Consider the following 26,175-nt stretch of genomic DNA (forward strand, 5'->3'; position numbering starts at 1 on the left):
CCGTCTGCGCACTCAGACACGTATCCGTCCCTCCCGCTGATGGACCGGGATCGTAGCCCTGCGGGAGTCGTCAGCACATCGTCTCGGTGAACAAACGTCGCCCGTGAACGGCTTGCGTGCCTGAAGGGGACACGCTTCGCAGGAGGCTGCCCCAGATTCCGGGCGACTGTGGCCCAGGCGTGCCCGATCCAGTGGGCGACGACGGGGAACCGCGGGCAGCCGCAGGGCTCAGGTGTGAATGCGACTCCCGTATCTTGGCGTGGTGCCGGTCGCAGGTGCTCACCCGGTGACGGCCCGGCCTGATCGGCGACGATTGTGCAGCGGTCTGCCTCGGCGGTGTGCACGCTGCCCACCGCGCCGGGCGGCAGGTGCCGCCGTCTCCGCCCGGGCCGCAGCGGGCCTGCTCACCCCCCGTCCTGTCGGGCTAAGGCGCCGGCGCCCGCGGTACGGTTCGGTTCTGATCAAGGAAATGGACAGTCGTCGGGGCAGAGGTGAGGTCGGGTCATGTTCGCGGTCATCTACCGGTGGCGGCTGCATCCGGGCATGGAGGAGCAGTTCGCATCCAGTTGGCACCGGATGACGCAGGAGATCCACAGCCGGTGCGGCAGTTATGGATCGCGCCTGCACCAGGCCGACGACGGTACCTGGGTCGCGTACGCACGCTGGCCGGACGCCTCGACCCGCGAGCGGTGCCAGGGCGTCGATCCCCAGGCCCTTTCATCGATGCGGGAGGCGATCGCGGAGTCGTTTCCTGAGATCCGCTGCCATGTGATCGATGATCTGCTGGCCGAACCGCTCGGCTGAGGACTGCCCCGCACAGGTCCAACTGACCGCCGCAAGCCTGACGAGCGCTGCCGACGGATCCGAGGTGGTGCGCCGGCACGCAGCCTGACGGGTCCGGGGGTGTCACTGGCGCGGGCAGGTCGGGAGCACGGCCGACGGCGGAGGTGGCGGGGGTGCCGTGATCGGGCAGGTCCGGGCGGCCCAGGCGGCGACGCGGTCTGCGGCACGCGACCGCGTCACTGCGACAGTGGCTGTGGACCGGGTAGATCGCGGCGACGTCTGCACTCGGGCGCTCCGTCGCCCATGAGGCGCCGCCTGCCGTGCCCACGTCTACGAGGTTCCTCGAAACGATCAGTTGGTCGTGTGCCCGGGCAGGATCTGAACCTGCGACCCCCGCCTTATTAGGAGTTCGATCGCTACTCGACACTGGCGGGAAGTCCCCGGGCCAGGGTGGCCATGTCAGACCGCCTAGGGGCGCTGGCGTCCGGCGCTGTTGATGACACTCGTGGATGTCGAAACGGCGCCACCGTGTGCGTTCGCCGGCATGATGGTTCCGTGGTTGACCTGGAGTACATCAGAGCAGAGACGGTGGCGTACTTCCGGGAGTTCGATGAGGACGCCACGCTGCGGCACCACTTCCGCCACCTCGCAAAGTCCCTGGCCCTGGGTCAATGCGGCGCGACCGCGAGTGCCTCGGCCAGGGTCACGGGCCGGCGGCCGATCAGGCGGCGCAAGTCGCCGGAATCGGTGTACATCTCGCCGCGGCTCATGCCGAGGTCGGCGTCGGCGAGGACCTCCGCCAGCTCGGCGGGGAGGCCGGCGGCGGCCAGTACCTGGGCGAACTCGGTCACCGGGAGGTCGGCGTAGGCAACCTGTTTCCCGGCCGCAGCGGAGATCGCGGCGGCGAGCTCGCTCAGCGTGAAGGATTCGTCGCCGCCGAGCTCGTACACGGCGCCGGTGTGGCCTTCGGCGGTGAGGACGACCGCCGCGGCCTCGGCGTAGTCGGCGCGGGACGCGGCGCTGATCCGCCCCTCGCCCGCGGCGCCGACGACGGCGCCGTTGTGCAGGATCTGCGGCAGTTGACTGGTGTAGTTCTCCAGGTACCAGCCGTTGCGCAGCAGCACGCTGGGGATTCCGCGGTCCCGCAGGTACTCCTCGGTCTCGCCGTGCGTGGCGCCGATGATGGTGGTGGCCGTGTCCGCGTGCGTCGTGCTCGTGTACGCCACCAGCGACACGCCCGCGGCCACTGCGGCGTCTATCGCGCGGCGGTGATTGGCGACCCGTTCGTCCACGGGGACCGAGGCGGAGATCAGCAGCAGTCTGTCCGCCCCCGCGAAGGCCTCGGTCAGGCTGTCGGTGTCCGCGAAGTCGGCGCGGCGTGCCGTGACGCCTCGGTCGGCCAGATCCTTGATCCCGGCGATGTCCCGGCCGGTCGCGATGATGTCCGCGGCCGGGATCCCACGCCGCAGCAGCGCCTCGACGGTGAGCCTGCCCAGCTGGCCGGTGGCTCCGGTGACGACGATCGACATGATGGTCATTCCTTCCTTCCGCGCGTGCCTCGCGCCCCTGTCGCGGTTCGTCCGCGGCGGGATGGAATTAACAGTGGCCTGCACACTCTCTGTTGGGAAGTGGCAACTTCTTGGTACGGTACTTACCCGAGCGAAAGCGTAGAGGTGAGACGTATGGCGACTGTCGAGAACGTGACTGGACCCATACCGTCATTCGATCCGTACGAGCGTGGCTGCCCGTCGCGGGACCTGCTCGACCAGATCGGCAGCAAGTGGGCGGTCCTCGTGCTGGGCGAGCTCGGCCGGAACGGGGCCTCCCGGTTCAGCCAGCTCCGCAAGGCGCTGGCGGGCGTGAGCGAGAAGATGCTCACTCAGACGCTGCGCACCCTCGAACGCGACGGGCTGGTCAACCGGACCGTCTACCCAGAGGTGCCGCCGCACGTGGAGTATGGACTGACCGCCCTCGGCCAGACGCTGAGGGAACCGCTGAAGGCGCTCACGGAGTGGTCGGTGCGGCACATCGAGGAAGTCATCACCGCCCGCGGGGAGTACGACGACCGCACAGAGCGCACCCGGTAGGCAGCGGCGGCCGGCGACTGACCACCCTCCTGTGTCAGACGCCACGGGCGCATCGAGCACCTTTTGCCTCAGTCCGGGTCGGCTTCGGCCACCACCCGGGCCACCTCAGTCAGCGCCCATGCCCGCCCGCCGGGGCGGATCAGCACCTGGCGGCGCGGGCCGCACTGCCGGATGGCACCTACATTGAGTTGGCTGGGCGGGTGCCGGCGAACTCGCAGATTGTCCAGCGACGCGGCTGCCAGTGCGGAAGGGTGCGGGTGTTCTGGTTGCGACGCTGGGACGGTGACTGTTCGTCAGGGTGTCTTGGGGAGCGGGTCATCCGCCGGTCGCCCGTGTGCCGTGCCAGCGGACTCGGTGTGTGAGTGTGCGGCGAGGAGCCGCAGTTTCTCGTCGCTGTCGCTGTCCTTGTCGGGGTAGTAGACGACGAAGACGACGCCCTAACGGCCGCACGCGCAAGGGGGGTCCGGCCGGAGCGGGTGAACGGTCAGCGGTCCGACGATGGAGCGGATCAGGCCCGGACCGGCAGGGTCAGCCGTTTGCGGGCCGACTCGCTCTGCGACGGGGACAGCGCGTCGGCCTCCAGCAGGCGCGGCAGCAGCTCGCGCTCACCGGTCAGTGCGCGCAGTACCATCGCCGACGTCACCCCGTGATCCGGCCGCGACAGCAGCGTCACAGGGGCCCCGGCCGCGACGTGCCCGGGTACGACCACCCGGAAGTACACCCCGGGCAGGGCGCGCCGGCCAAACCGCTTGATCCAGGACTCCTGCCCCAGCCGGTCGGCGAAAGTGCGGCAAGGGATCCGGGTCGCCGACGCCTCCAGCACCACCACGTCGCCCACCCGCCAGCGCTCGCCGATGACGGTGCCGGAGACGTCCAGCCCACGTGTTGTGAGGTTCTCGCCGAACACCCCGGCGGAGCGCTCCCGTCCGAGCTCCCGCTCCCACAGGTCCAGGTCCTCGCGGGCATAGGCGTAGACGGCCTGGTGGTCGCCGCCGTGGAAGCGTGCATCGCAGACGGAGTCACCGGCCATCCCGCTGACCCCTTGGGGGCCGGGCGCCGACACGGCGACCGGGTGGGAGACGGGCCGCTTGTCGATGCCGGTGAGCCCGGCACCCGAGTGCGCGGTGACCCGGCTGCTGCCGATATTGACGGATTCCACGATGCCCATGGCAGCCGACCTCAGCCTTGCCTTCTGTTTCGGTTCGCATCGGCTGCTCCGGCGTGATCCCTGTTTCGCAGGCCGTGAAGCTGCCGTCGGATGTTGGGCATGCCGAGGGCCCGGCGCGGTGGCCGGGTGCTCCTGGGCCCTCGGGTTGTGGGTGGTCGAATGCCTTCAGATGCACGCGCTGGTCGGTGACGATGGCCGCCGCGAAGCCGATCCGGGCAGCGGCGGTGTGTACCGCCGCGATGAGTGCGCCGACGGCGGCCTGGGCGACCGGCAAGGGGGCACCGACGCCTGCAATGTGCCGGTGCTCATGAAGGTTCCTTTGTCGCGGTGCCGTGCGGTGGCGGATGAAGCGGCCGTAAGCCGGGTCACCGCAGAGGTGAGGCCGGGGTGGGGGCCACGCGGGTGACGACGGTCTTCTCGGGGATCAGCAGGCCGTGGACGACCGGCCCGATCTCGTTCTTCCAGCGGTCGTGCTGGTAGACGGCCGCGTACAGGGCCTCACTCTGGGCCTCGTCCTCGAACCTGCGGATCCACACGTAGCCGTCCTCATCCTGGGCATCGACGAAGGAGGCCGTCACGTCCATGCCCAGCGAGGCCTGAAACGGGATGACCACGTCCTCCATGTAACGCACCCACTCCTCGCGACGTCCGGGCTGGGCCTGGTAGCGGCGGATCTCGTAGTGCATGGCGCTGCTCCAAACTGCTGGCGAGAGTGGTCAGTTGGCGACGGTCAGGACGACCTTGCCGCGGGTGCGGCCGGCCTCGACGCGGGCGTGGGCCGTGCCGGCCTGCTCCAGCGGGAAGGTTTCCTCCACCTCGACGGCGACCTCGCCGGCGTCGATCAGGCCTGCGATCGTGGTCAGCCCCGCGCCGTCCGGCTCGACCAGGTACGGGGTGACCCGCACGCCTGCCGCCTCGGCGGCCTGGGCCAGTTCGGGGGAGACACCGGCCGGGACGGCGACCAGCAGGCCGCCCGGGCGCAGGACCTTGAGCGAGCGGGTGCTGGTCTGGTCGTGGGCGTCGCCCACCAGGTCGATGACGACGTCGACGTCCTTGGTGGCGTCCTCGAAGCGGGTGGTGGTGTAGTCGATGGTCTCGTCGGCGCCGAGCTCCTTGAGCCAGGGGTGGCGTGCGGCGCTGGCGGTGGCGATCACGTTGGCGCCCAGGTGCCGGGCGAACTGAACCGCGAAGTGGCCCACCCCGCCGGCGGCGGCCGTGATCAGGACGCGCTGGCCGGCCTGCACGTGGGCGGTGTCGACCACGGTCTGCCAGGCGGTCAGCGCCGCCAGCGGCGCGGCGGCCGCGTGCACGTGGTCAAGGGTGGCCGGCTTGCGGGCCCACTGACGGGCCGGGGCAGTCACGTACTCGGCGTAGCCGCCGGCGGCGCGCGGGAACCACGGCATGCCGTACACCTCGTCGCCGGGCGCGAGCGTGGTGACGCCGAAGCCAACCTCCTCGACGACGCCGGAGATGTCCCAGCCCAGGATCAGCGGGAACGTCTGCAGTCCCGCCATGCCCTGACCTTCGCGGGTCTTCCAGTCCACCGGGTTGACGCCGGCGGCGTGCACTCGCACCAGCACCTCGGTCGGCAGCGGCTCGGGGCGCGCGACCTCCTCGGCGGTCAGCACCTGCGGGCCGCCGAACTCCGTGACGGTGACAGCCCGCATGGTGTGCTCACTCATCTTGTCCTCGCTCATGTCAGTCTCACTGTTTCTTTTGCCGGGACCGTGGTCCCGGCAAAAGAAACAGTGGCGTGTGCTTGCGGAGGCGGGTGAGTGGCCGGAGAGCCACCTGTCGTACTATTCCGGCCATGCCGCATCGTGTTGCCGTTCTCGCCCTCGACGGAGTCCTGCCGCTGGACCTGGGCATCCCGGCGCGCGTGTTCAACGAGGCCTGTGAACCGGACGGGACTCGTCTGTACTCCGTCGTCACCTGCTCCCTCGGCGGCCGGCCGGTACGCACGCACGAGGACTACCGGATCGTCGTCGACCACGACGAGTCGGCGCTGGAGACTGCGGACACCGTCGTTCTGGCCACGCAGGAGCCCAGCGAGCGCCTGCTCGCGACCGGCACGCTCCCCGAGGAACTCGCTGCGGCGCTGGACCGAATAGGGCCGTGGACCCGCATCGTCAGCCTGTGCACGTCGGCCTTCCTGCTCGCGGCAGCCGGTCTGCTGGACGGTCGGCGGGCCACCACGCACTGGGCGCTGTGTGATGCGCTGGCGCGGCTGTTCCCCGACGTCGACGTCGATCCGGACGTCCTGTTCGTCGACAACGGACGCATCCTGACGTCCGCCGGCGGAGCGGCCGGCATCGACCTGTGCCTGCACCTGGTCCGTCTGGACCACGGCGCGGCGGTGGCCTCGGCCGCCGCGCGCCGCTGCGTGGTGGCGCCGTGGCGCGAGGGCGGGCAGGCGCAGTTCATCGAGCACCCGGTTCCGCAGGACACCGACCGTTCCACTTCGGCGACCCGGCAGTGGGCGCTGGACCGGCTCGCCGAGCCGATCACACTGGAGGACATGGCCCGGCACGCGCACATGAGCGTGCGCACCTTTACCCGGCGGTTCCGCAGCGAGGTGGGCAGCAGCCCGCTGAAGTGGCTGGCGCAGCGGCGGCTGGCCCACGCGCGTCTGCTGCTGGAGTCCACCGACCTCACCGTCGCGCGGATCGCCACCGCTTGCGGCTTCGGCGACCCCGTCGCACTGCGCAAGCACTTCCACACGCACCTGGGCCTGTCCCCACTGGCCTACCGTCGCGCCCACAACGCACCGGAGCCTATGACGGCACAATGACCACCCAGCCGGGCCATGGCCGCGACAACACCCCACCAATCGCCCGACGGGTCAAGTGGCCCACGCAAAGGAAGGCGCGAGACTCGTGGCGCTCAGCGTGATCGACCAGATCATGGGATGGGAGCCGGGAGGCGCCGCCAGGATGCGGGCGCGGTACCTGCAGGTGACCGACGGGCCCCCGCTCAGTTTGTGCGGTGCTGCGGTGCCAACTGCCCGGTGCCGCTCTTGGTGAGAGCCGTGCGTGCGGCCTGCAGCAGTTCTTCGGAGATCGGGTTGCCCCGGGTGGCGCGGGCAAGCACGAGGGCACCGACCATGGTGCAGAGCTGGGCCATGCCGTCGTCGTCGCCGGTGGCCAGCCGGGCGGCGCGGTTGCGTACCCCGTTGATGTAGACGTGCCGGGAGCGGGCGGCCTGCTCGGGTTCGCGCCCCAGGTCAGTGGCGAATCCGGAGACGGGGCAGCCGTCCCCGGCGTCATCGCGGTGCCAGAGCGAGAGGTAGTGCTCGATCAGCGTCCGGCGGGCGGCCTCGTGGTCCTTGGCGGGTTCCTCCAGCCCGGCCGGCGAGTGTGCCGCCGGATCCTCGAAGGCGTGGGCGATGGCCTTGTCGACCAGGTCCTCTTTGGAGTCGAACTGCTTGTAGAACGCGCCGTGGGTGAGCCCGACGGCTTTCATCAGGTCGGCGATGCTGACCGCGGTGCCTTTTTCGCGGAACATCCGGGAGGCGGTGGCCACGACGTGCTGCCGGTTCTCCTGCGCCTGCGCCTTGGACACTCGGCCCACGGGATCACACTCCTCAAATAAATGTCGCTTGTAATCTATCCTATCCCGCGTTTAGTGTGATTGCGACATCTATTTTTGCGTCGCCATCCCCGGGCCGGGCAGGGCCGTGCGCTGCCTGCCGCCGTCCGAGGCTGACGGCCTGCGATGGGAAATCGCAGTACCACCGACAGCACTGGAGACCCCCTGTGGCATCACCGCCCACTCCCGCCGGGCCCTCGACACCCGCGCCGTCCACGCCACCCGTGCCGCCCGCCCGGCGGCGAAGGGTTTCCGGGGTGGTCCACCGCCGGCGCTGGGCCATCCTGTCCGTGCTCGCGTTCAGCCTCTTGGTGGTGATGCTGGACAATTCGATCCTCAACGTGGCGATGAAGACGATCGCCCAGCCTGCTCCCACCGGACTGGGCTCCACCCAGGGCCAGTTGGAGTGGGCAGTCAACTCCTACACGCTGGTCTTCGCCGGACTGCTCTTCACCGCGGGCCTGCTCGGTGACCGGCTCGGCCGCAAGAAGGTGCTGCTCTTCGGCATGGCCGTGTTCGGCGCGGGATCCGTGCTGTCCGCGCTGTCGGATTCCTCCGGGCAGCTCATCGCCTTCCGCGCCGTGATGGGCTTCGGCGGTGCCTTCATCCTGCCCGCCACCCTGGCGATCATCATGAACGTCTTCGAGCCCGAGGAGCAGCCCAAGGCCATCGGCATCTGGACCGGTGTGGTCGGTTTCGCCATAGCCGCCGGCCCGATCGCCGGCGGCGTTCTGCTGGAACACTTCTGGTGGGGCTCGGTCTTCCTGGTCAATGTGCCGATCGTCGCCGCCGCGATGGTCGCGATGGCGGCGATCGTCCCCGATTCCAAGGACCCCAGGCCCGGCAGGCTCGACCCGGTCGGCGTGCTGCTCTCGATCGTTGGTCTGGCGGTGCTGGTCTACGGCATCATCAAGGGTGGCCAGCTGGGCGACTTCACCCGGCCCGAGGCCTGGGCGACGATCCTGGGCGGCTTGGCGGTCCTTGCCGGTTTCGTGGTGTACGAGGCCCGCAGCGACCATCCGGCCCTCGACGTCACCTACTTCCGCAACCGGCGGTTCTCCGCCTCCGTCGCCGCCATCGGCCTGGTCTTCTTCGCGCTGATGGGCGTCACGTTCTTCAGCGTCTTCTACAACCAGAGCGTGCGCGGCTACAGCGTCCTGCAGTCCGGTCTGCTCGTGCTGCCGCTGGCCGCCTCCCAGATGTTCTTCGCCCCGCGGGCCCGGCTGGTCGTGGGCCGCTTCGGTGCCCGAGCCGTGTGCGCCGCCGGCCTCGTCCTGACCGCCGTGGGCTTCGGCGGCTTCCTGCTGCTGGGCCAGCACACCCCCATCTGGGTGCTGGAGATGCTGTTCTTCCTGATGGGCACGGGGATGGCGCATGTGATGCCGCCCGCCACCGTCATGATCATGTCGTCACTGCCGCGGGAGAAAGCCGGCTCCGGATCCGCGATCAACAACACCTTCCGGCAGGTCGGCGGAGCCATGGGCGTCGCCGTGCTGGGGTCGCTGCTGTCCACCACCTACCGCAGCGGCATCGACGGCCACCTGGACGCACTGCCCGCCTTTGACCGGCACACCGCAGGTGAATCCGTCCAGGCGACCCTGACCGTCGCCGAGAAACTGGGACCGGCCGGCAGGGCGCTGGTGCAGCCCGCACACGACGCCTTTCTCCACGCCATGCACATCACCGCGGCAGGGTCCGCAGCCGTCGCCCTGGTCGGCGCGGCCGTGGTGCTGGTCCTCCTGCCGGGCAAGACCGCCAGCGGTGCCAAGCCCCGGCGCCGGACCTCCTGAGCCCGACGGTGACCACGAACCAACCCGGCGGGAGACCGGAGGCGACCGCATGCCGGGGACGTCCCCGCAGTGTCCTCGCCGAAACCGCTGACACCCACAGGGCACCGCGGCTGCTCGACGAGGCCACCCGTGTGGCATCGCCACACGGCCCCACGGTGACACCGCGGGAGCCAACGCCATGCCGGCGGCTCCGCTGACGCTCCGACCACACCTCAACTCGGATATGTTCCGCTACCTTTCGAAGGAGACCGCCTGATGGTTGCCAACAACCTTGTTCTTGTCCCCGGTGCCGGCGGCGTGGGCCGCACCGTCTTCGAGCATTTGCGTGCCAAGGATGTGCCGGTGCGTTTCATGGTCCGCCGCGACGATGAGCGTGCCGCTGAGCTGCGGGCACTGGGCGCGGAGGTCGTCATCGGTGACCTGACCAGGCCCGAGACGGTTGCGGCCGCGCTGCAGAACGTGACGCGCATGTACTTCGGGATGCGCGTGTCGCCGGACCACCTGCTGGCGGCGACCGTGGTGGCTTCCGTCGCGAAGGAGCACGGAACGCTGGAGGCCCTCGTCGACCTGTCGCAGATGACGGTGTCACAGATGACCGCCACCAGCACCGGGGAGTCGCACCAGCAGCGGCTGCACTGGCTGGCGGAGCAGGTGCTGAACTGGTCGGGTCTGCCGGTGGTGCACATCCGGCCGACGGCGTTCCTGGACACTCCGCTGTTCACCACGATGGCGGCGCGCTCGATCCGAGAGAACGGCACGATCGCGCTGCCGTTCGGCACCGGACGCACCTCGCCGGTCGCCGTGGACGACGTCGCCCGGGTCATCGCCACCGTGCTTTGCGACCCGGCCCCCCACATCGGGCAGGTCTACGAGCTGACCGGGCCGCGCTCGGTCGACATGACGGATCTGGCCGCGGAATTCTCACGGGCGCTGGGCCGTCCGGTGTCCTATGTGGATATGCCCGCTGAGCGATGGGAGGCCCGGCTTCCGAAGCTGGGAATGCCGACGCACCTCGAACGGCACGTCGCCACCATGGCCCAGTTGCACCGGGAGGGCCGTTACGACCGCACCGCCGACGGCGTCGAGCGTGTGACGGGCATCCCCGCCCAGTCGGTCGAGGCGTTCGTAACCGCCCGAAAGGACTTCTACCTGGGCTGAACCCCCTCCGCCCAGCCCTCCCGGCGATGCCGTCACCAGCGCAGATGGTGACCGTTGCCTGTGCGGCGGGACGATGACACGGCCGATCGTTGCTTGAGACAGTGGTGGAGTTGGCCGGCCCACCCCGGCTCGCGGGCGAACGCACCGGTGTGCTCGGGTACAGCCCGCTGATCCGCCGCCTTCGGTCCCCGGCTCGCCTCATGTGCCCGCGCATGGCCTCGACGCAGACGTCCTCGCCGGTGCTGCACGGCAGACGCCGTGCCTCCGCCCGGCTGCGGGAGAAGACGGTGTTGCTGGAGGCGGACGGTGTGCGGCGCCGGATACCGGTGGCGGCGATAGAACGGGTCGTGGTCCACGGCGCCGGGGGCGGCGGCTGCCCGTCGTGCTGACCGGCGACGAACGCCGTCGGCGCCTGGGGCGTGTTCGCCGGATGGCGGCTGTTTTGGGCCGGCTGGGTGCTGCGTACGCGGGGGTCACCGTGGAGGGGCGGCTGCAGAGCTCCCACTGGTCCGGCGATGTCAAGCAGTACGCCTACGTCGACAGCCGCGAGGCGCGGTGTGAGCGCACGGGCGCGGAGGGCGGCGCCTAGCGGGCCGAGATCACCTACGCCCCCGCGGACCCCGACAACACGATGGTCGGTCGCCGAACGACGGGACAGCTCGTGTTCGGCGTGGTGCTCATCCTGCTGCTGGGTGCTGTTGTGCCGGCCGGGGTCGCGTCCGTGGCGGCGGCGGTGGTGGTGCTGTTCGTCTGATCGCGCGGCTCCTCGCGGCGGCCTGGAACGGGCGTTTCCGTCGTCGAGCGTGTGGTCATAGTGCCGCCTGCCCGTGACGGCGTTCCCCGCGCCCTTGCAGGGAACACAGGATTAGCCGCGGGCTTGCCGGCCCGAAGGGACAAGCAGCATGCCCCCGCATGCCCGATCGCGTGGGAGATCATGGGGAGCAGCGGGGAACCACGGTGAAACGGCCCTGCGCCCCGCCGGCGTGCCTGGGTCATTGAGGCTGCGCCGCTCACCCTCACCACAGCGTCTCGTGCCAGGTAGCCGGCGTCGGAGTCGGGAGGCGCGGGGGAGCTGTCATGTGCGTCGGATGACCAGGACGGCCACGTCGTCGAGGTGGTCGACTGCGACCGCTGCGTCGAGGATGCGGTCGGCGGTCTCGTCGGCGTTCAGTCCGTCGTGGATGGCTTGCGCGGCCGTTGCTCCGGTTTGTTCCAGTCCGGTCTCCAGGGGCAGGCCCGGTCCTTCGACCACGCCGTCGGTGACCATGACCAGCGCACTGTCCTCGTCCAGGGTGAACGTCTCGTCGCGGTAGTCGGTGCCGGTCACCACTCCCAGCACCGGCCCGCCCGGCAGCTCACGGACCTCGTGGCTGCCGTCCTTGTGGGCGCACAGCACCGGCACGTGGCCGGCGCTGGTGCCGGTGACCTGTCCGTCGTGCGGATCGACGTGCAGGATGGTGCAGCTGGCGAAACGTGCGGGGGCCAGCGTGAGGAGCAGCTCGTTGGTCCGCTTCAGCACGGCTCTCGGATCCGGCTCCTGGGCGGCGATGGCACGCATGGACAGGCGTACCTGTCCCATGAAGGCGGCGGCGTCCACGTCATGTCCCTGGACGTCGCCGATCTCCAGGGCGATCGTGCCGTCGGGCATGACGAAGGCGTCGTACCAGTCTCCGCCGATGTCCAGCCCGTCGCGGCTGGGCCGGTAGCGGGCGGCGACGTCCAGGCCCGGGAGGTGCTCGGGCAGCGTGGGCAGCATGGTCTGCTGCAGTGCCGTGGCCAGCTCCACGCGTGTCTGCTGCAATCTGATGCGCCGCAGCGCCTGGCCTGCCAGGTCGGCGAGCGTGCCCATGAGGGTCCGCTCTTCCAGCGAGGGCCGGTGCCCGCTGCCGTAGGTCAGCATCCATGCCCCCAGGGGTTGATCGCCGCTCTCGCTGAGGGGGGTGATGGACACGGTGTAGTCGAAGCCGAGCGAGCCGAGCCACGGGAAACCGACCCCGTCCGGCCAGCGGCGGGTGTAGTCCTGCCGGTCGGGGATGAACAGCGGCTGGCCGGTGCGGATCGCCTCGGGTATCGCGCTGGGATGGTCCAGTGGCAGGCCGTGCCGGGCCTGGGCCTCCCGCATGGATATTCCGGCGTCGGTGGACACGCGCAGGCGGCCGTCGACGACGAGAGCGAGCAGGGCACCACTGGCGCCGAAGGTCGCGGCCAACCGGGTCAACACGACCTGCTGCAGTTCCTGCTCCGTGGCCGCGGTGATCAAGGCGGAGGAGAAGTCGGCGACCTCCTTGGCGCGCTGTCGCTCTGCAGCCAGTGCCGTCTGCGCCTGCTTCCTGCGTTTTTCCTGCTTGGTGTCGTCGCGGACCAGCCCGAAGATCCGTTCGGGGCCGTCATAGCCCAGCTGGATACGGCGGGTCTGCACGGCCAGGTGGTGCCAGCCGTCGTGTGCGGTGAGATACCGCAGTCTGACCCATGGGGACTGGGCGGGGGCGGAGCGCAGGAGCTGCCGGAAGGACTCGCGGTCGTCCGGGTGCACTGCCGCGATCACTTTGGAGAGCGGCGCGGTGGGATCAGGGTAGAGCGCAACCAGAGCGGCCAGTCCACTGAGCCACTCCATCTGGTGCTCATGGGGTGAATACATCCACAGGCCGAAGTCGGCGGCCTCGGTGGCCAGCCGGAACGGGATCAGCAGGCTGGCCAGGTCGTTTCGCGCATCCAGGGCGTGCACCCATGCCAACTGCTCGTCACCGCAGGGATCCTTCACGGGCTGCGCCTCGAGCAAGCAGGCAACGGATGCTCCGCCGCGCCCGGGGAACTCCAGCACCCGCATCGCGACCGCCTTCGTCCTCGCGGCGGTCACCACGAGACTCCGGGCCGACATCCGCTGGCCTGCGGGCCACAGGTCGCCGAAAGCACGGCCCAAGCAGTCTTCCGCGGGCCTGCCCAGCGCTATGGCCATGGCAGTGTTGAGACGGCGGATTGCACCGTCCAGCGTCAAAAGAGCCGCCGGGTCAGCCCCTCGAAGAAGTTCGTCCGAGGCGTCCATCTGTGGCTCCCTGGTACATGCCAATACAGCCTCTCCACTCATGTTCGCGCATTTGGGTGCGATGTCTCGGCGAGAGATGTGTCTGACTGGCTGCGGCGAGTGACGCGATCGGCGTCATGGCCGCCGTGGGGCGTCCGATACGGGCCGATGCATGGGATCTGTTCCCCGGGACGTTCATGAGGCCGCCTGCGAAACCTCTCAGTACAGTTGCGATGTTTCCTGCGATGCCGGCTGCCGGAAACCGTTGTGGGGTGTGGACTGCGGAGGCCCGTCGTACGGTGCCGGATGCTGGAAGGCGCCGTGCGCTGCCTGCGGCCGAAAGTCCGGCTCCAGCGGGGTGCGTTCGTTTAGTGCTGTTGCAGCCTCCGTGCCTGTGGGGGCTTGCAGGCTGCCGTATCGCTCCATGCGCTGCCAGCGCAGCCGTGAGCCCGATACTGCGGTGAAGACGGACTGGATCACGACCAGGTACATCAACTGCCTGTAGACGAACTGCTGCAGCGGCAGGCTCCACAGCGGTCCCGGGCGCTCTGCGTCCAGGCGGAACGCGTACAGGCCCATCATGAGTTGCAGCAGCAGGAAGGCGAGCCAGAGCCCGATGATCCGGACCGGGTCGAGGAAGATGAGCCCGTACAGGGCGAAGATGTCGACGGCGGGTGCGAGCAGGGGCAGCAGGACCTGGAAGAGCAGCAGGTAGACCAGGCCTCGGCGACCCAGTTTTCCGGCCGGGCCGCGCTGTGCCAGGCCGCCGCGGTGTTTCCACATCGCCTGCAGGGTGCCGTAGCACCATCGGTATCGCTGTCGCCACAGGGCGTCGAGTGATGCGGGCGCTTCGGTCCAGGCCTTGGCTTTCTCCTCGTACACCACGCGCCAGCCGTTTCGGCACAGTGCCATGGTCAGGTCCGTGTCCTCGGCGAGGGTGTCGTCGCTGACGCCGCCGAGGTCCAGCAGTGCCCGGCGGCGGAACGCGCCGACGGCTCCGGGTACGGTCGGCATGCATTCGGCGAGGTCGAACAGGCGACGGTCGAGGTTGAAGCCGACCACGTACTCGATGTGCTGCCAGCGGCCCAGCAGGCCACCGCGGTTGACGACCTTGGCGTTGCCCGATACGGCGCCCACGCGGGGATCGGCGAAGGGTTGCACGATCATGGCGACGGTGTCGGGCTCGAAGACCGTGTCGCCGTCGACCATGACCACCAGATCGCAGGAGGCGGCTGCGAGCCCGGTGTTGAGGGCGGCGGGCTTGCCCGCGTTGTGCTGGCGGATCACTCGTACCGGAAGGTGAAGCGATTGCACCAACTCGGCGGTGCCGTCGGTCGAACCGTCGTCCACCACGATGATCTCGACCGGATGGTTCGAGGCGAGCAGTGAGCGTACGGCTGCCTCGATGCCGGCGCTCTCGTTGTAGGCGGGGACGATGATGCTGACGGGCTCGGTGACCGGTGGCCCCCAGGGTCGTCCCCGGCGTGGCCTGCGCAGGCGCCGGTGCCGTCGAGCGGCGATTAGCACAACTACCGCGCGCAGCACGCTGATCGCTCCGGCGGCGTACATCAGCAGGCCCAGCAGCCGCACGACCCAGTCGCCGCCTTGCAGCACCGTGACGAGGGCCAGCCCTTGCAGGTGGTCGGCGAACCCGGCGGGGTGGACGGGCGCGGCCATGCCGACCGCATCGGAGACCGTCGCGAGCGTGTAGCCCTGTGCCTTGAGCCGCGGGAGCAGGATGTTCAGCGCGGCGACGGTCTGGGACCGGTCACCGCCGGCGTCGTGCATCAGCACGATCTGCCCCGTGCGGCCGTGTGGTGTGGCCTGGGTGAGGATCCGCTTCACGCCCGGGCGCTGCCAGTCATCGGCGTCCTGAGTGGCGAGCACCGTGACATACCCTGCCCCGTCGGCCTGCTGGAGGACGGACCAGTCGGTGTTGTCCAGTGCGTTGTTCCGCGAGGAGTACGGCGGCCTCAGCAGTGCGGTGGTGACCCCCGCGGCGCCGGCCACCGCGAGCTGCGTCTCGCGCAGTTCCAGGGAGCGCTGCCAGGGGGCAAGGCGAGCCAGGTCGGGATGGGTGAAGGTGTGGATGCCGATCTGGTGGCCCTCTGCGACGATCCGGCGTACCAGTTCGGGGTGGGCCACGGCCTGGGTTCCCACGATGAAGAAGGTCGCATGCACATGGTTGCGGCGCAGCACGTCCAGGATCCGTGGCGTCCAGACAGGGTCCGGGCCGTCATCGAAGGTCAGGGCGATCGTACGGGGCTTCACCTGGGCGGTGTGCGCGGTGGTGGCGGCGTTCGCGATCACGGGGCCACCGCGCATCACCTGGCTGGGAACCATGTCGGTGCTGCCACGAGCGCCGGTCACGCTGTCCGAGGTGATACCGAACATGTGATGGGTGTAGCCCTGCAGCACAAGGGCCGTCGCCAGGGTCACCGCCAGCACACTCAGCAGCAGCCAGTGAGTGCGCGGTGTGATCTGGCGGGTGCGGCTGCGCCGACGAGGAGCGGTGGAGCGTGTGCGGTTGCTCATCAGGGGTCTTGGATCACTTCACGGGATTGTGGGACGAGCCGACCGCGCGGCCTTTGGGCGTCCGGGTGGGGGTTGCGGTCGGGGTCGAGTTCGGGGCCTCGATGGCCGTGTGTGTGGGTGTGGTGGGCGCGGGTGTTGCCACGGAGGTGGCCGGGCGGCCGGCGGAGCCGGACGTCTTCTGCGGCGGCGTGGGGCGCACGTTCGCCTGTCTCGCCGCGGAGGTCGCGCTTCCCGCGGTGTGGCCGGGGCCGGCGGGGGTGTCGGGCGCGGTCGCCCGGGGCGAGTCCGGATGGGTGGAGTCCGGTTGCGGGACGAAGGGGGCGCTGAGGCTGGGGCCACCCAGCACCGCGCTGATCAGTAGGGCCACGTAGCCGCCGGCGGGAATCACCAGTAGGCGGGCGGCGCGCAGCACGTGGCGTTGGCGTCGCCCCGTGGGATCGACGAAGACGGGCCGTGTCGAGTCACCCTCCGGTGTGTCCGGTCCTGGCGCGGGAAGATCCGGCGTGTTGTTTTCCGGGGGCGGCACGGTGAGCACGTCGCCGTGGCCCGCGTCCCACCCCGTAGTGTCAGGGCCTGGCCCGGCGGCGTGGGTATCCGGCGTGAGGACGTAGAGATGCGGCCAGGCGGTGTAGGGGTTCGGCCCCGCCGCATCGACATAGCCCGTCGGCTGGGCCGAATGCGCGGACTCCACCGGCCCGCTGGGCATCGCGGCGGTATCGACGGTGGTGCTGCCGCCGTACTCGTCGCCGTACCCGTACGTGTACCCGGCGCCGCCGTACGGATCCGCGCCGTACGGCGCGTCGCTTTCGTTCGTCCACTGCACGGTCGTGCCTCCTTGCCCTGGCCGACCGACACAGCCGTCCGCTTGGAGAGAGCGAACGAGGCCGGAAGTGTTACACCTGAGCCCTGCAGCGCAGAACGAATCGACCAGACAGGGCGAATGGGCCGACCGTGGAGTCGACAGGAAGACGGCATGCGGTCGCCGGCTGCTTCAGGCGGCACGGCTCGCGGCGACTCGATGGGCGGTCAGGACGGCAGGAGCACCTGACGAGCCGTTTCGGGCGTCGTCGCGAGGCGGGGAACGAGCCGAACCGTGGGTCCTCGCCAACGCCTGGGGTACCACGACCGCCGCGGCGGCAGCCATGTCGTCCGGCATAGGCCGACGCCTCGCCGAACCGCTGGCGTATCGCTTAGCGGGGCCTGAGTCCGTCGACGACGACGTCCAGCATGCGGTTCAGTTGGGGGCGCTGCTCGGGTGCGCCGGCTACGGAAAGCAAACCGGCGAGGATGCCGCCTACGTCGGTCGGGGAGATGTCGCTGCGCAGTTCTCCTGCTGTGGCGCCGGCCTTGAGCACCATCGCCAGGACCTGCTGGACCTCGTCACAGACCGGTCCGGTGCCGAAGCGGCCGGAAGCGCTCATGGCGACCAGGGCCTCACAGATGCCGCGTCGTTCGCCGGCCCAGTCGGCGAATCGGAGCATCCACGCGTGGAGGGCCTGTGCGGGCGGCTCGGTAGCCAGCAGGGTGTGCGCGTCTTCGCGCAAGGGGCGGATCTGGTCACGGTAGACCTCTTCGACGAGATCCTCTCGGGTGGGGAAGTGCCGGTACAGGGTGGCGTTCCCCACTCCCGCGCGCTTGGCGATCGCATCCAGGGAGATCGCGCGTCCGGATGCGAAGGCTTCGGCGGCTGTGGCGATCAGCTGCTCGCGGTTGCGCTGCGCGTCGGCGCGCAGGGTGCTGCGTGGAGGTGTCATGACCTTCGCGATCGTGAGTGTCGGATGAGGCTCGGGAGCGAATTGGGGATGTCCCCGGTTCAGTGTACGGTGAGACAACCGGGGAGTTCCCCGGTTGTGAAGTGGTCTCGCCTACTGCTTCAGCGACGAAAGGTTTGCCATGCCTACAGCACTCATCACCGGTGGGACGACCGGGATCGGCAGAGCGACGGCCGAGTTGCTGCACGCCCGCGGCTACCAGGTCGCGGTCACCGGACAGAATCCTGATTCCCTCGCACGGGCACGGTCCGAGCTCCCCGATGACGTGCTCATCGTCCGAGCCGATGCGCGGGTGCTCTCCGACACCGACGCTCTGATGTCAACGGTGTCGGCGCGGTTCGGGTCACTGGACCTGCTCTTCCTCAACGCCGGGATATTTCGCCCGGCACCGGTGGCCGATGTGACGGAGGAATCGTTCGACGAGCACGCCGACCTCAACTTCAAGGGCCAGTACTTCACCCTCCAAAAAGCCCTTCCCCTCATGAACGACGGCAGCTCGATCGTCCTGACCGTGGGCATCGGATCCCGTCGCGGCAGCCCTGGCGCCACAGTGGGGGCGGCGACACGCGGCGCGCTGCTGGCGATGCTGCCCTCGCTCGCGCTCGAACTGGCTCCGCGCAGAATTCGCGTCAACGCCGTGAGCCCCGGGGCCACCGACACCCCACTGTTCGACAAGCTGGGAGTGCCCCAGAGCGGCCGGGACGCCATGCGCGCGAAGATCCCCTTCGAGCGCTTCGGATCCAGCCAGGAGGTCGCGGAGGCAGTCGCCTTCCTCGCCTCGGACGCCGCCGGCTATATCACCGGCCAGGACGTCACCGTGGCCGGCGGCTACGGGCTCGGAGCCGGATGAGCACCCACGGGCCCACGACCGGCCCGCACGCAACACACGCCAGGAACCACACTTCACAGGAGAATACGATGGCGCTCACGCTCGACACCTACCGGCAGCTGGGACATTCCGGCCTGCGGGTCTCACCACTCGCGCTCGGCGCGGCCACCTTCGGCAACGACTGGGGCTGGGGCGCGGAGCAGGACGAGGCGCGGAAACTGTTCGACCTCTACGTCGAGCGGGGTGGGAACTTCATCGACACCGCTGTCACCTATACCAACGGCACCTCCGAGCGCATGCTCGGCGAGTTCGCCCGTAACCGGCGCGACAGTCTGGTCCTGGCGACCAAGTACACGACGCTGCGCCGGCCCGATGACCCCAACTCCGGTGGCGCCAGCCGAAAGAGTCTGTTCGGCGCGGTCGAAACCAGCCTGCGGCAGCTGAACACCGACTACATCGACCTGCTCTACCTGCACGTGTGGGACTCCACCACTCCCGTGGAGGAGATCCTGCGCGGCCTGGACGACCTGGTGCGCGAGGGCAAGATCCTCTACGTCGCCATCTCCAACACCCCGGCCTGGCAGATCTCACGCATGCAGACGATCGCCGACCTGCGCGGCTGGTCGCCACTGACGGCGCTACAGCTGGAGTACAACCTGGTGGAACGCACCGGGGAGCGTGACCTTCTGCCGATGGCCCAGGAGCTGGGACTGGGAACCGTGCTGTGGTCCCCCTTGGCGGGTGGGGTCCTCACCGGCAAGTACAGCCGCCAGGACTTGACCGCACCGGCGTCCGACCAGAGTGAGAGCGCCCGCAAGAGCTTCAACCTGGCCCTGGGCGGAGTGACCGAGCGCAACCTCGCCATCGTGGACGTCGTCAAGGAGGTCGCGGCGGAACTGGGCCGGACCCCTGCACAGGTCGCACTGGCCTGGACCTTGCACAACCCAGGGGTGACCGCGCCCATCATCGGCGCGCGAACTGTCGAACAGCTGCAGGAGAACCTGGGAGCCCTTGAGGTCGACCTAACCCGGTCCCAGATGGCGCGCGTGGACGAGGTCAGCGCGATCGACCTCGGCTTCCCCCACGCCATGCTCGCCAGTGACCACATTCGCGCACAGACCCGCGGCGACCTGAAGATCCAGGCCCACCATTGACGGACGCGCACAGGGCGGCAACTCGCCGCCCTGGTGCGCGTCGACAATCAGGCTTTGCCCCCTGTTAGGCGGTTAGAGCGTCATGTAACTCCCACGGGAAGGGCGCGCAGAGGTGGCCGCTTCCACGGGCCGTCAGGAAGCCATCGGTCCCCGCGGGGGCTGAGGAGCGGCGGGGGGCCGGGCCGTGGATCAGGCGCCGGTGGCGGCGAGATCGCGCAGACGCTGGTCATCGTTCATGGCGAGCATGTCGCGGTGCTCGGGATGCCGGCCCAGTTCCTGCGCGCGGACGGCGCAGATGCGGCGGGAAGCGGCCATGATGAGGTCGCCGAAAGGCCCACACCTCCTCGGCTGCTGCGAGTCCTCACGGTGAGGTCCTCGGCGACCTTCTCCGCGCGTCGTCATGCCACCGACGGTGAGAGGATGCAGGCTCAGCGGCGCATCAGCCCGGCCACGCCGCCCCAGTCACACGGGGGCCGTCGCGCTCTCACTCTCGAGGGCGCGCGGGCCGGGCAACATCGCAGCCCGGGCGGTCAGGTCCAGCTCTGGGCGGCTGTTCATGTCCAGCTCGAACCGGCCGTAGGGGTTCACGTGCGTCCAGAACAGGGGTACAGCGCCCGCCGGTCCGCGTCGGTGAGCGTGTCGGCCCACTTCGGATCAGCGAGGATCTGCTGCATCAGCAGCGTGTTGACGTGGACCAAGGCGGACTGGAGCAGATGGAGGGCGAGCATGGACACCTCCTGGGACTCCTTGTCCTGCCGGCCAGGTCACCGTCCTTGCCATAGAAGAGGTCCTTGTTCGCGCTGTTCCAGTTCTCCACGACCGGCAGGCCCTCGTGGATCTCCTGACGCGGCTCGATGTCGGCGAGGTAGTCGCAGACGAACGCCGTGCGCACGGCCCGGCCCAACTCCTCGATCGCCTGGTAGGTGGGGTGCTTGGGGTAGCCGCGGGTGAAGCGGCGCAGGACCTGCTCGTCCTCAGGGGTGCCCAGGCGGAGCGCGGCGGTACTTCACGATCTGGTTGTACTGCCGGCGGATCAGGTCCCAGTTGATCGTCTTGGTGGACAGTACCGGTGCGGGGTTCGGCCAGCTGTCGTCCTCGCCCGCGGCTGGCCTGTACAGCCGGGCGGAGTCGATGTTCTTCAGCCTCGGCATGAGCTTGAAGCCGAGAATGTGGGCGAAGGCGAAGCCGACGATGGACGCGCCGTGGGTGTCGGTGTACTGCCGGTCCACGCGGTCTGGGGGTGCGCGGTTCGGCGACCTGGTCAGGGGCCCGGCCACCTGGCTTCCTTTGCACGCGTTCGGCATTCACAGAGCGCTCAGCCGACGTGAAACATCACCCTGGGTGGCGCCGGTCGGGCACTGGACCGGCGGGCATGGATGAACCAGCACACCTTCCAAGCGCGCCCGCGGTGACGTTTCGCGCCGGCTGTGCGCAAGCGGGGGCAGCGCTCGTGTGAAGGGCTCTTGAAGTGCTGTGACACTTCTGTGTGCCTCTGCGCTGGTCACCATGAGGCCGCTGATGCGACCGAAGCGTGTGTGGCGGCGGACTCGGAATGGATCCGGTGCAAACGAGGACTGTGTTGGGCCAGGTACGGAGGCCGCGGTGCGAACAGGCGGGGGAAGGGCTGGGGCTTTGGGCTACCACCCTGGTGGGGCGAGCAGTGCGTCCGGACAGGCCGGAGCAGCCGAGGGCAAGGCCGAAGAGAAGGACATGTAGAGGGAGGTCCGGCGGCAGGGGGATGCCCCAGAAGCTCCGGATCTTCTCTGCGCACAAGCCGCGGTGGCTGCTGTATCGCGGAGGAATGCAGCAGCCACCGCAATCGATGCCAACCAGCGCCGCCGTCATGACGGCCCGCGCAGCGCGAGGACGTCTGCGGCGTCTTGAGGTGGCTTCTATGCCGGCAGCAGGCCCTTGTCGTTGCCGGATCGTGCTTGACCTTTCGTCAGGACGGGCAGGAGGCTGAGCCGCCCTCTCCACGTCTTCCCGTTCGTATATCGAAGATGGACCCATTCATGCCTATTCTTATCCGTGTCGGCGCGCTGGCCGCCGGCGTTTCGACCGTGCTGCTCCTCGCGCCGGCCGCGCACGCCACCGCTCCCGGTGACAACGGGACGGTGAAGATCCATGACGCCAAGACGGGCGAGGAGTTGCGTCGTAACGAGCCGCACGTTTGCACGTTCTACCTCGATGCGTTCGGTTTCGACGCGGTCCAGAAGGTGGACTGGCACATCGAGGCGTGGGCGCCGACCGCCGCCACCAAGGGCGAGAGTGTGAAGTCCGGGGCCATCGCTCTGGATACCGAGGGCCACGGCCGTACGGCGGATCTGTCGCTGCCCGACGGGCACTACAAGCTGTTCTGGAACTTCGACGGCGAGAAGGGAGCCGCGAAGCATAAGGTGTTCTGGACGGACTGCAAGGGCTCCGGGGGCGGTGGTGGCGGCACGGCACCGTCCGCCTCGGTGTCGCCCTCCTCGTCGGCGTCGTCCTTGCCTTCTGGGCCGGCGGGTGCGACCGCTGCACCGAGTGCCTCCTCTGGTGAGGGTGGGGCGGCCCCCTCGGCTGTCGCCTCCCCGTCCGCGCAGGGCGGCGGTGATCTGGCCGCTACCGGTAGCGGCATACCGGTGGGCCTGCTGTCGGGTGTTGCGGCGGCGCTGGTGGCTGCGGGCGGTTACCTGGTGCTGCGGCTTCGTAGGTCGTCCCGGGGCTGACGTCTGCTGGGCATGATGGGCCCCGTACTCGTGTGAGTGACGGATACGGGGCCTGTCCTGCACGGGGAGGAGCCAGCCGGTGTCGCGGGGTCGGCCGCCACTTGCGGTGCGCGAAATCGGCACGTGCCGCCAGGACACGGTCTGACAACAGAAGGGCCGTCAGCCGCACTGACCCTCGGGGGGTCAGCTGTTGTGTGGCCGGGTGGGGGTGCGGGCGGCGATGAGGGTGATGTCGTCGCGGGGGTCACCGAGATCGCGGGCCAGCGTGGCGCACAGCTCGCGCAGTGGTAGGTGGCGGTGGGTGGTGGCGTGTTGGCGGAGGCGGGTCATGCCGTCGTCGAGGGAACGGGTGCGGGATTCGACCAGGCCGTCGGTGTAGAGCAGGAGTGTGGCGCCGTGGGGCAGAGGTGTGTGGGTGGTGGGGCGCTCGGTGGTGGGGCGTAGGCCCAGGAGCATGCTGTGTGCCCCGGTGAGGTAGTGGGCGTCTGCGTCGGCGGTGATCAGCAGGGGCGGGGGGTGGCCTGCTACGGACCATGACGCCTGCCAGGCCCCGCTGGTGGTGCGGTGCAGGCGGGTGAAGATCGCCGTGGCGGAGTCGGCGAGGGTCAGACGGGCCTGGGCGGTGTCCAGGCGGCGCAGGATCTGGCCGGGCAGTTCGTGGGGGCGGTCGACGGCCAGGGCGCGGAGCATGTTGCGTAGTTCGCTCATGCGTGAGGCGGCCTGCATGTCGTGGCCGGTGACGTCGCCGATGACCAGGGCGAGGTCACCGTCGTCGAGGAGGAAGGCGTCGTACCAGTCGCCGCCGACCTCGGCCGTGTGCTGGGCCGGCTCGTAGTGGGCGGCCAGTTCGATACCCGCAACGTCGGGCAGGTCGGTGAGCAGGGCGCGTTGCAGGGCTGCGGCGATGTCGGCCTGGGCGGCGTGCAGGCGGGCGTTGTCCAGGCCCAGGCTGATGCGGCGGGCCACCTCGTCCGCCAGGGCGCGGTCGGCTTCGTTGAAGGGCGGGCTCGCGGATGTGCGGGCCAGGGTCAGCGCGCCGAAGGTCCTGGCGTGCAGCCGCAGCGCAAGGACGAGTGCCTTGTCGGCTTCCACGCGCGTGAGCAGGTCGCTTTCGCCGCCGGCTGCGGGCGTGAGGTCGGTGAGGTGCTGGGTGCCGGCGCCATCGAGGATGCGGGTGACGGCCGCGTGGTGGGCGGCGTGTTCCGGCGCCGGCTCGTCACGGGGGCCGCTGGGCAGTACGTCGGGCGTGTGGTGGGCGGCAGCCGCGAGGCGATGCGTGAGCCCGTCGGCCAGAGTGACCACGGCGGTGTCGGCAAGGCGGGGCACCAGCTGGCGCACCAGGCGGTGCAGTGCCTCGTCCGCGTCCAGGGTGGTGGTCATGGCCAGCGTCAACTCACCGAGCCAGGTGGTCTCCGACAGGTCGTATTCGGCCTGCTCGCGCATTGTCTCGCTGAGCGCGTACCGCTCGGCGCGGCGTCCTTCCCGCTCACGCTGGGCGGTCGCGTCCTGGAACACGACCACCACACCACGGCCGCGTCCCGGTGGCGCGGGCAGCGGAGCCGCGGTCCACCACACCGCGAGCGGTGTGCCGTCGGCGCGCTGCAGTACGGCGCGCTCGCCGCTGATGCGTTTGCCCGGTGCCACGTCCTGGAGGATCGGGCGCTGGACGGGCACGGCCGCCGACTCTTCGTTCGACGGGTGCAGGGTGCGCTGGGCGTTGACCCCGATCAGGGTGCCCGGCGCGTAGCCCAGCAGCCGTTCGGCTCCCGGGTTGCAGGCGATCACCGTGCCCTCGTCGTCGACGGCATACAGGCCGGCGTCCGCCGCGGCGAACAACGCCGACACCAACGCCTCGTCCACGCCGACGCCCAGAGGGTCGTCTTCTTTCGGCCTGCTCTTCACTCTGTGCATTGTGCCCGCATCCTGCTGAGTTCGGGCAAGCCTTCTCGTCCGCCTTCACAGATCCGGGTGATCGCACGCTGCCGCAACGCGGGCGAAGACCTGGACCACGGTGTCCAGCCCCGTCAGCTCCAACATGCGGCGCACCTGCTCGCACGGGCCCGCCAGGCGCAGCGCTCCGCCCAGCGCCTCGGCCTGCCGCATGGCATACACCAGCACGCCCAGAGCGGATGAATCCATGAACGACACGTCTTCCAGGTCCAGCACGATGCGCGCGCGACCGTCGGCTATGAGCGCGTCGACGATTTCCCGCAGCGCCGGAGCCAGCGCCAGGTCCACCTCGCCAGTCAGGATCACCACCGCCCATGCCCCGCAGTCGTCGGCGCGTCGTACGCTGGGCACTGCAGTCATGGGAGCTCCCTCCTCATTGGGGAAATTCCCCGGCCTGGTGCCTGACGGCCGCAGCCCTGCTCGGGCCTGTAACCACCCTCTGCCGGTGTAAACAGTCCCGTGCAGCTGCCGCGGGACGCCGGCCGCAGCCGGCCGATGCCAAGCGGGCACGAGGAGAGCACCAGAGCTCACATCGACGGCTGCCGCGCTGCGCAGGCCACGGCAATCCGAGCGCCTTCCTGAGCCGTTCAAGGGCCGTGAAGACGCTCGACGTTGATGCCTGGTCGGCCGGCACCACGCCGATTCAGGCGGATCAAGGCAGTGCGGTCAGAAGAAGTTGCCGACTGCAGCGGTGTGACGGCTGGTCTCCTTCCGGCATCGCTGCGGTCCTCATCTGCCACTGCCACCCGGTTGATCGACATAGGTGATCTCCGGGCGGACCGTCGGCAGTGCCCAGGGCTCCAGGACACCGCTCACCAGATCAGCCAGGAACTGAACCGCTCCACCGGTGTAGTGCCACCATGCACCATTGCGTGAGGCGACGGTGACCATCCATTTTTGTGGCCCGCTGGGATGGGTGGTCCACAGGAAGAAGTCCCCCTGGTTGGAGGTGGACCAGGGAAGCAGGCCGCCCGGCGCGGGGTAGGGGTGCATCGGTGCGGCCACGTCGGCGTCCTCGCACCACTCGGCGATGATCTCCAATTCCTCGTGGGTGTCTTGGATCCATCCCGCCTCAGCGCCTGGCCGCGGGCCGCCAACGCGCATGAAGTCACTCAGCTCGAACGCCGGGTACCGCTCGCACAGGAGCTTGTAGTCGGCGGGCAGGGCCGTCCCCAACAGGCCCTCCAGACGGAGCCAATCGATGTGCACCGGTGTCGGCAGACGGTGGGTTATCAGGCCGGGCAGCACCCGTTCGAGTTCTGCGACCGACTCGGCCGGGTCGATCACACGACAGCGCGGGGCCTGGGTACCAACAAGATCGTCCACGCGGGCAGACTGCCACAGCGAACCCCCCATTGACGTCCCTGAGGGGTTCACGAGCGGCGAGGCCGCTGTGCTTCTGCCGCTCCCGGCCCTGCGTTTGATCTCCTCCAGCTGTAGGTTCCTTTGATCACTATCATTGGGGCCTGCGGAAACGCCAGAATCCGGGCTTCGCGAGCAGTAGCCGTGTCGGCTGGTTGTGAGCAATCGGGACCCGACGACTGCGAGCGTGATTACTTTCCGTGGTGTTGCACGTTCGCCTGGCGAGGGTGATGGCACGTCTTGTACTGGTAGAGCCGTTGGCTGCTGGG

25 protein-coding genes and 3 pseudogenes are annotated in these 26,175 nt (G+C 69.4%); 12 read left to right on the top strand and 16 right to left on the bottom strand.

What is annotated here, in order from left to right; all coding sequences use genetic code 11:
* The first annotated feature begins 504 nt into the window (after nucleotides 1-504).
* A complete protein-coding gene (locus ADL25_RS31320) occupies nucleotides 505-804 on the top strand; it encodes an antibiotic biosynthesis monooxygenase (protein WP_059131255.1) in 300 nt (99 codons plus the stop codon).
* Nucleotides 805-1,451: 647 nt separating this feature from the next.
* Here ADL25_RS31320 and ADL25_RS31325 read toward each other — a convergent pair.
* Nucleotides 1,452-2,321, bottom strand: coding sequence for an SDR family oxidoreductase (locus ADL25_RS31325; RefSeq protein WP_079050690.1), 870 nt, complete (start codon nucleotides 2,319-2,321; stop codon nucleotides 1,452-1,454).
* Between the two features lie 144 nt (nucleotides 2,322-2,465).
* Here ADL25_RS31325 and ADL25_RS31330 point away from each other — a divergent pair, with 144 nt between their 5' ends.
* Nucleotides 2,466-2,870, top strand: a complete 405-nt coding sequence (locus ADL25_RS31330; RefSeq protein WP_059131256.1) for a winged helix-turn-helix transcriptional regulator — start codon at nucleotides 2,466-2,468, stop codon at nucleotides 2,868-2,870.
* Nucleotides 2,871-3,163: 293 nt separating this feature from the next.
* Here ADL25_RS31330 and ADL25_RS50845 read toward each other — a convergent pair.
* From ADL25_RS50845 to ADL25_RS31345, 4 genes and pseudogenes are all read right to left on the bottom strand, one after another.
* Nucleotides 3,164-3,304, bottom strand: a pseudogene (locus ADL25_RS50845) (transcriptional regulator); the annotation flags it as partial.
* A 74-nt stretch (nucleotides 3,305-3,378) separates the two neighbouring features.
* A complete protein-coding gene (locus tag ADL25_RS31335; protein WP_059131257.1) occupies nucleotides 3,379-4,038 on the bottom strand; it encodes an MOSC domain-containing protein in 660 nt (219 codons plus the stop codon).
* A gap of 365 nt (nucleotides 4,039-4,403) precedes the next feature.
* Nucleotides 4,404-4,724, bottom strand: coding sequence for an NIPSNAP family protein (locus ADL25_RS31340; protein ID WP_059131258.1), 321 nt, complete (start codon nucleotides 4,722-4,724; stop codon nucleotides 4,404-4,406).
* Nucleotides 4,725-4,754: 30 nt separating this feature from the next.
* On the bottom strand, nucleotides 4,755-5,720 hold the full coding sequence (locus ADL25_RS31345; protein WP_059131277.1) for an NADP-dependent oxidoreductase: 966 nt from the start codon (nucleotides 5,718-5,720) through the stop codon (nucleotides 4,755-4,757).
* Between the two features lie 128 nt (nucleotides 5,721-5,848).
* Between ADL25_RS31345 and ADL25_RS31350 the strand changes: the two genes are divergently transcribed.
* Together ADL25_RS31350 and ADL25_RS50850 are read left to right on the top strand one after the other, a co-directional pair.
* Nucleotides 5,849-6,829, top strand: a complete 981-nt coding sequence (locus tag ADL25_RS31350; RefSeq protein WP_059131259.1) for a GlxA family transcriptional regulator — start codon at nucleotides 5,849-5,851, stop codon at nucleotides 6,827-6,829.
* Between the two features lie 97 nt (nucleotides 6,830-6,926).
* Nucleotides 6,927-7,001, top strand: a pseudogene (locus ADL25_RS50850) (integrase); the annotation flags it as partial.
* Between the two features lie 10 nt (nucleotides 7,002-7,011).
* On the opposite strand, the gene ADL25_RS31355 reads toward ADL25_RS50850, so the two are convergent.
* Nucleotides 7,012-7,608: a TetR/AcrR family transcriptional regulator gene (locus ADL25_RS31355; protein WP_059131260.1), complete on the bottom strand. Its 597-nt coding sequence runs from the start codon at nucleotides 7,606-7,608 to the stop codon at nucleotides 7,012-7,014.
* 335 nt (nucleotides 7,609-7,943) lie between these two features.
* On the opposite strand from ADL25_RS31355, the gene ADL25_RS31360 reads away from it, so the two are divergent.
* The 5 genes from ADL25_RS31360 (at nucleotide 7,944) to ADL25_RS51640 (ending at nucleotide 11,328) form a co-directional block, all read left to right on the top strand.
* Nucleotides 7,944-9,416, top strand: coding sequence for an MFS transporter (locus ADL25_RS31360; RefSeq protein ID WP_107116752.1), 1,473 nt, complete (start codon nucleotides 7,944-7,946; stop codon nucleotides 9,414-9,416).
* A 255-nt stretch (nucleotides 9,417-9,671) separates the two neighbouring features.
* Nucleotides 9,672-10,574 carry an NmrA family NAD(P)-binding protein gene (locus ADL25_RS31365; protein ID WP_059131262.1) on the top strand — a complete coding sequence of 301 codons (903 nt, stop codon included), beginning with the start codon at nucleotides 9,672-9,674 and terminating at the stop codon, nucleotides 10,572-10,574.
* A 212-nt stretch (nucleotides 10,575-10,786) separates the two neighbouring features.
* Nucleotides 10,787-10,963: a hypothetical protein gene (locus ADL25_RS49260; protein WP_159045046.1), complete on the top strand. Its 177-nt coding sequence runs from the start codon at nucleotides 10,787-10,789 to the stop codon at nucleotides 10,961-10,963.
* Between the two features lie 41 nt (nucleotides 10,964-11,004).
* The gene (locus ADL25_RS49265; RefSeq protein WP_159045047.1) at nucleotides 11,005-11,163 is read left to right on the top strand and encodes a hypothetical protein; all 159 of its coding nucleotides are present in this window, start codon (nucleotides 11,005-11,007) and stop codon (nucleotides 11,161-11,163) included.
* Nucleotides 11,164-11,205: 42 nt separating this feature from the next.
* Complete coding sequence (locus ADL25_RS51640) at nucleotides 11,206-11,328, top strand: hypothetical protein (protein ID WP_267889286.1); 123 nt, start codon at nucleotides 11,206-11,208, stop codon at nucleotides 11,326-11,328.
* 321 nt (nucleotides 11,329-11,649) lie between these two features.
* Here ADL25_RS51640 and ADL25_RS46735 read toward each other — a convergent pair whose 3' ends face one another.
* From ADL25_RS46735 to ADL25_RS31390, 4 genes are all read right to left on the bottom strand, one after another.
* Nucleotides 11,650-13,659, bottom strand: a complete 2,010-nt coding sequence (locus ADL25_RS46735) for a SpoIIE family protein phosphatase (RefSeq protein WP_079050692.1) — start codon at nucleotides 13,657-13,659, stop codon at nucleotides 11,650-11,652.
* A gap of 156 nt (nucleotides 13,660-13,815) precedes the next feature.
* The gene (locus tag ADL25_RS31380; RefSeq protein WP_059131264.1) at nucleotides 13,816-16,131 is read right to left on the bottom strand and encodes a bifunctional polysaccharide deacetylase/glycosyltransferase family 2 protein; all 2,316 of its coding nucleotides are present in this window, start codon (nucleotides 16,129-16,131) and stop codon (nucleotides 13,816-13,818) included.
* A gap of 13 nt (nucleotides 16,132-16,144) precedes the next feature.
* The gene (locus ADL25_RS31385) at nucleotides 16,145-16,954 is read right to left on the bottom strand and encodes a hypothetical protein (RefSeq protein WP_059131265.1); all 810 of its coding nucleotides are present in this window, start codon (nucleotides 16,952-16,954) and stop codon (nucleotides 16,145-16,147) included.
* Nucleotides 16,955-17,321: 367 nt separating this feature from the next.
* Nucleotides 17,322-17,885, bottom strand: coding sequence for a TetR/AcrR family transcriptional regulator (locus tag ADL25_RS31390; protein ID WP_059131266.1), 564 nt, complete (start codon nucleotides 17,883-17,885; stop codon nucleotides 17,322-17,324).
* A 139-nt stretch (nucleotides 17,886-18,024) separates the two neighbouring features.
* On the opposite strand from ADL25_RS31390, the gene ADL25_RS31395 reads away from it, so the two are divergent.
* Nucleotides 18,025-18,753 (top strand): SDR family oxidoreductase, encoded by a 729-nt coding sequence (locus ADL25_RS31395; protein ID WP_059131267.1) that lies wholly within the window; start codon nucleotides 18,025-18,027, stop codon nucleotides 18,751-18,753.
* Nucleotides 18,754-18,821: 68 nt separating this feature from the next.
* On the top strand, nucleotides 18,822-19,886 hold the full coding sequence (locus ADL25_RS31400) for an aldo/keto reductase (RefSeq protein WP_059131268.1): 1,065 nt from the start codon (nucleotides 18,822-18,824) through the stop codon (nucleotides 19,884-19,886).
* A 189-nt stretch (nucleotides 19,887-20,075) separates the two neighbouring features.
* Here ADL25_RS31400 and ADL25_RS51645 read toward each other — a convergent pair whose 3' ends face one another.
* From ADL25_RS51645 to ADL25_RS51655, 3 genes and pseudogenes are all read right to left on the bottom strand, one after another.
* Nucleotides 20,076-20,201: a hypothetical protein gene (locus ADL25_RS51645; RefSeq protein WP_267889287.1), complete on the bottom strand. Its 126-nt coding sequence runs from the start codon at nucleotides 20,199-20,201 to the stop codon at nucleotides 20,076-20,078.
* A 269-nt stretch (nucleotides 20,202-20,470) separates the two neighbouring features.
* A pseudogene (locus ADL25_RS51650) lies at nucleotides 20,471-20,874 on the bottom strand (Tn3 family transposase).
* Nucleotides 20,861-21,163, bottom strand: a complete 303-nt coding sequence (locus ADL25_RS51655) for a Tn3 family transposase (RefSeq protein WP_159045049.1) — start codon at nucleotides 21,161-21,163, stop codon at nucleotides 20,861-20,863. Before ADL25_RS51655 ends, ADL25_RS51650 begins: the two are co-directional and overlap by 14 nt.
* Nucleotides 21,164-21,898: 735 nt before the next feature.
* On the opposite strand from ADL25_RS51655, the gene ADL25_RS31410 reads away from it, so the two are divergent.
* Nucleotides 21,899-22,594, top strand: coding sequence for a hypothetical protein (locus ADL25_RS31410; protein WP_059131269.1), 696 nt, complete (start codon nucleotides 21,899-21,901; stop codon nucleotides 22,592-22,594).
* 183 nt (nucleotides 22,595-22,777) lie between these two features.
* Here the strand turns inward: ADL25_RS31410 and ADL25_RS31415 are convergent, their stop codons facing one another.
* The 3 genes from ADL25_RS31415 to ADL25_RS31425 form a co-directional block, all read right to left on the bottom strand.
* On the bottom strand, nucleotides 22,778-24,496 hold the full coding sequence (locus ADL25_RS31415; protein WP_159045050.1) for a SpoIIE family protein phosphatase: 1,719 nt from the start codon (nucleotides 24,494-24,496) through the stop codon (nucleotides 22,778-22,780).
* Between the two features lie 54 nt (nucleotides 24,497-24,550).
* Nucleotides 24,551-24,904 carry an STAS domain-containing protein gene (locus ADL25_RS31420; RefSeq protein ID WP_059131271.1) on the bottom strand — a complete coding sequence of 118 codons (354 nt, stop codon included), beginning with the start codon at nucleotides 24,902-24,904 and terminating at the stop codon, nucleotides 24,551-24,553.
* Between the two features lie 369 nt (nucleotides 24,905-25,273).
* A complete protein-coding gene (locus ADL25_RS31425; protein WP_059131279.1) occupies nucleotides 25,274-25,870 on the bottom strand; it encodes an SMI1/KNR4 family protein in 597 nt (198 codons plus the stop codon).
* Between the last annotated feature and the right edge of the window lie 305 nt (nucleotides 25,871-26,175).

Origin of the sequence: Streptomyces sp. NRRL F-5122 (genome assembly GCF_001507435.1) — a bacterium.
In the GTDB taxonomy this organism is placed as follows: domain Bacteria; phylum Actinomycetota; class Actinomycetes; order Streptomycetales; family Streptomycetaceae; genus Streptomyces; species Streptomyces lannensis.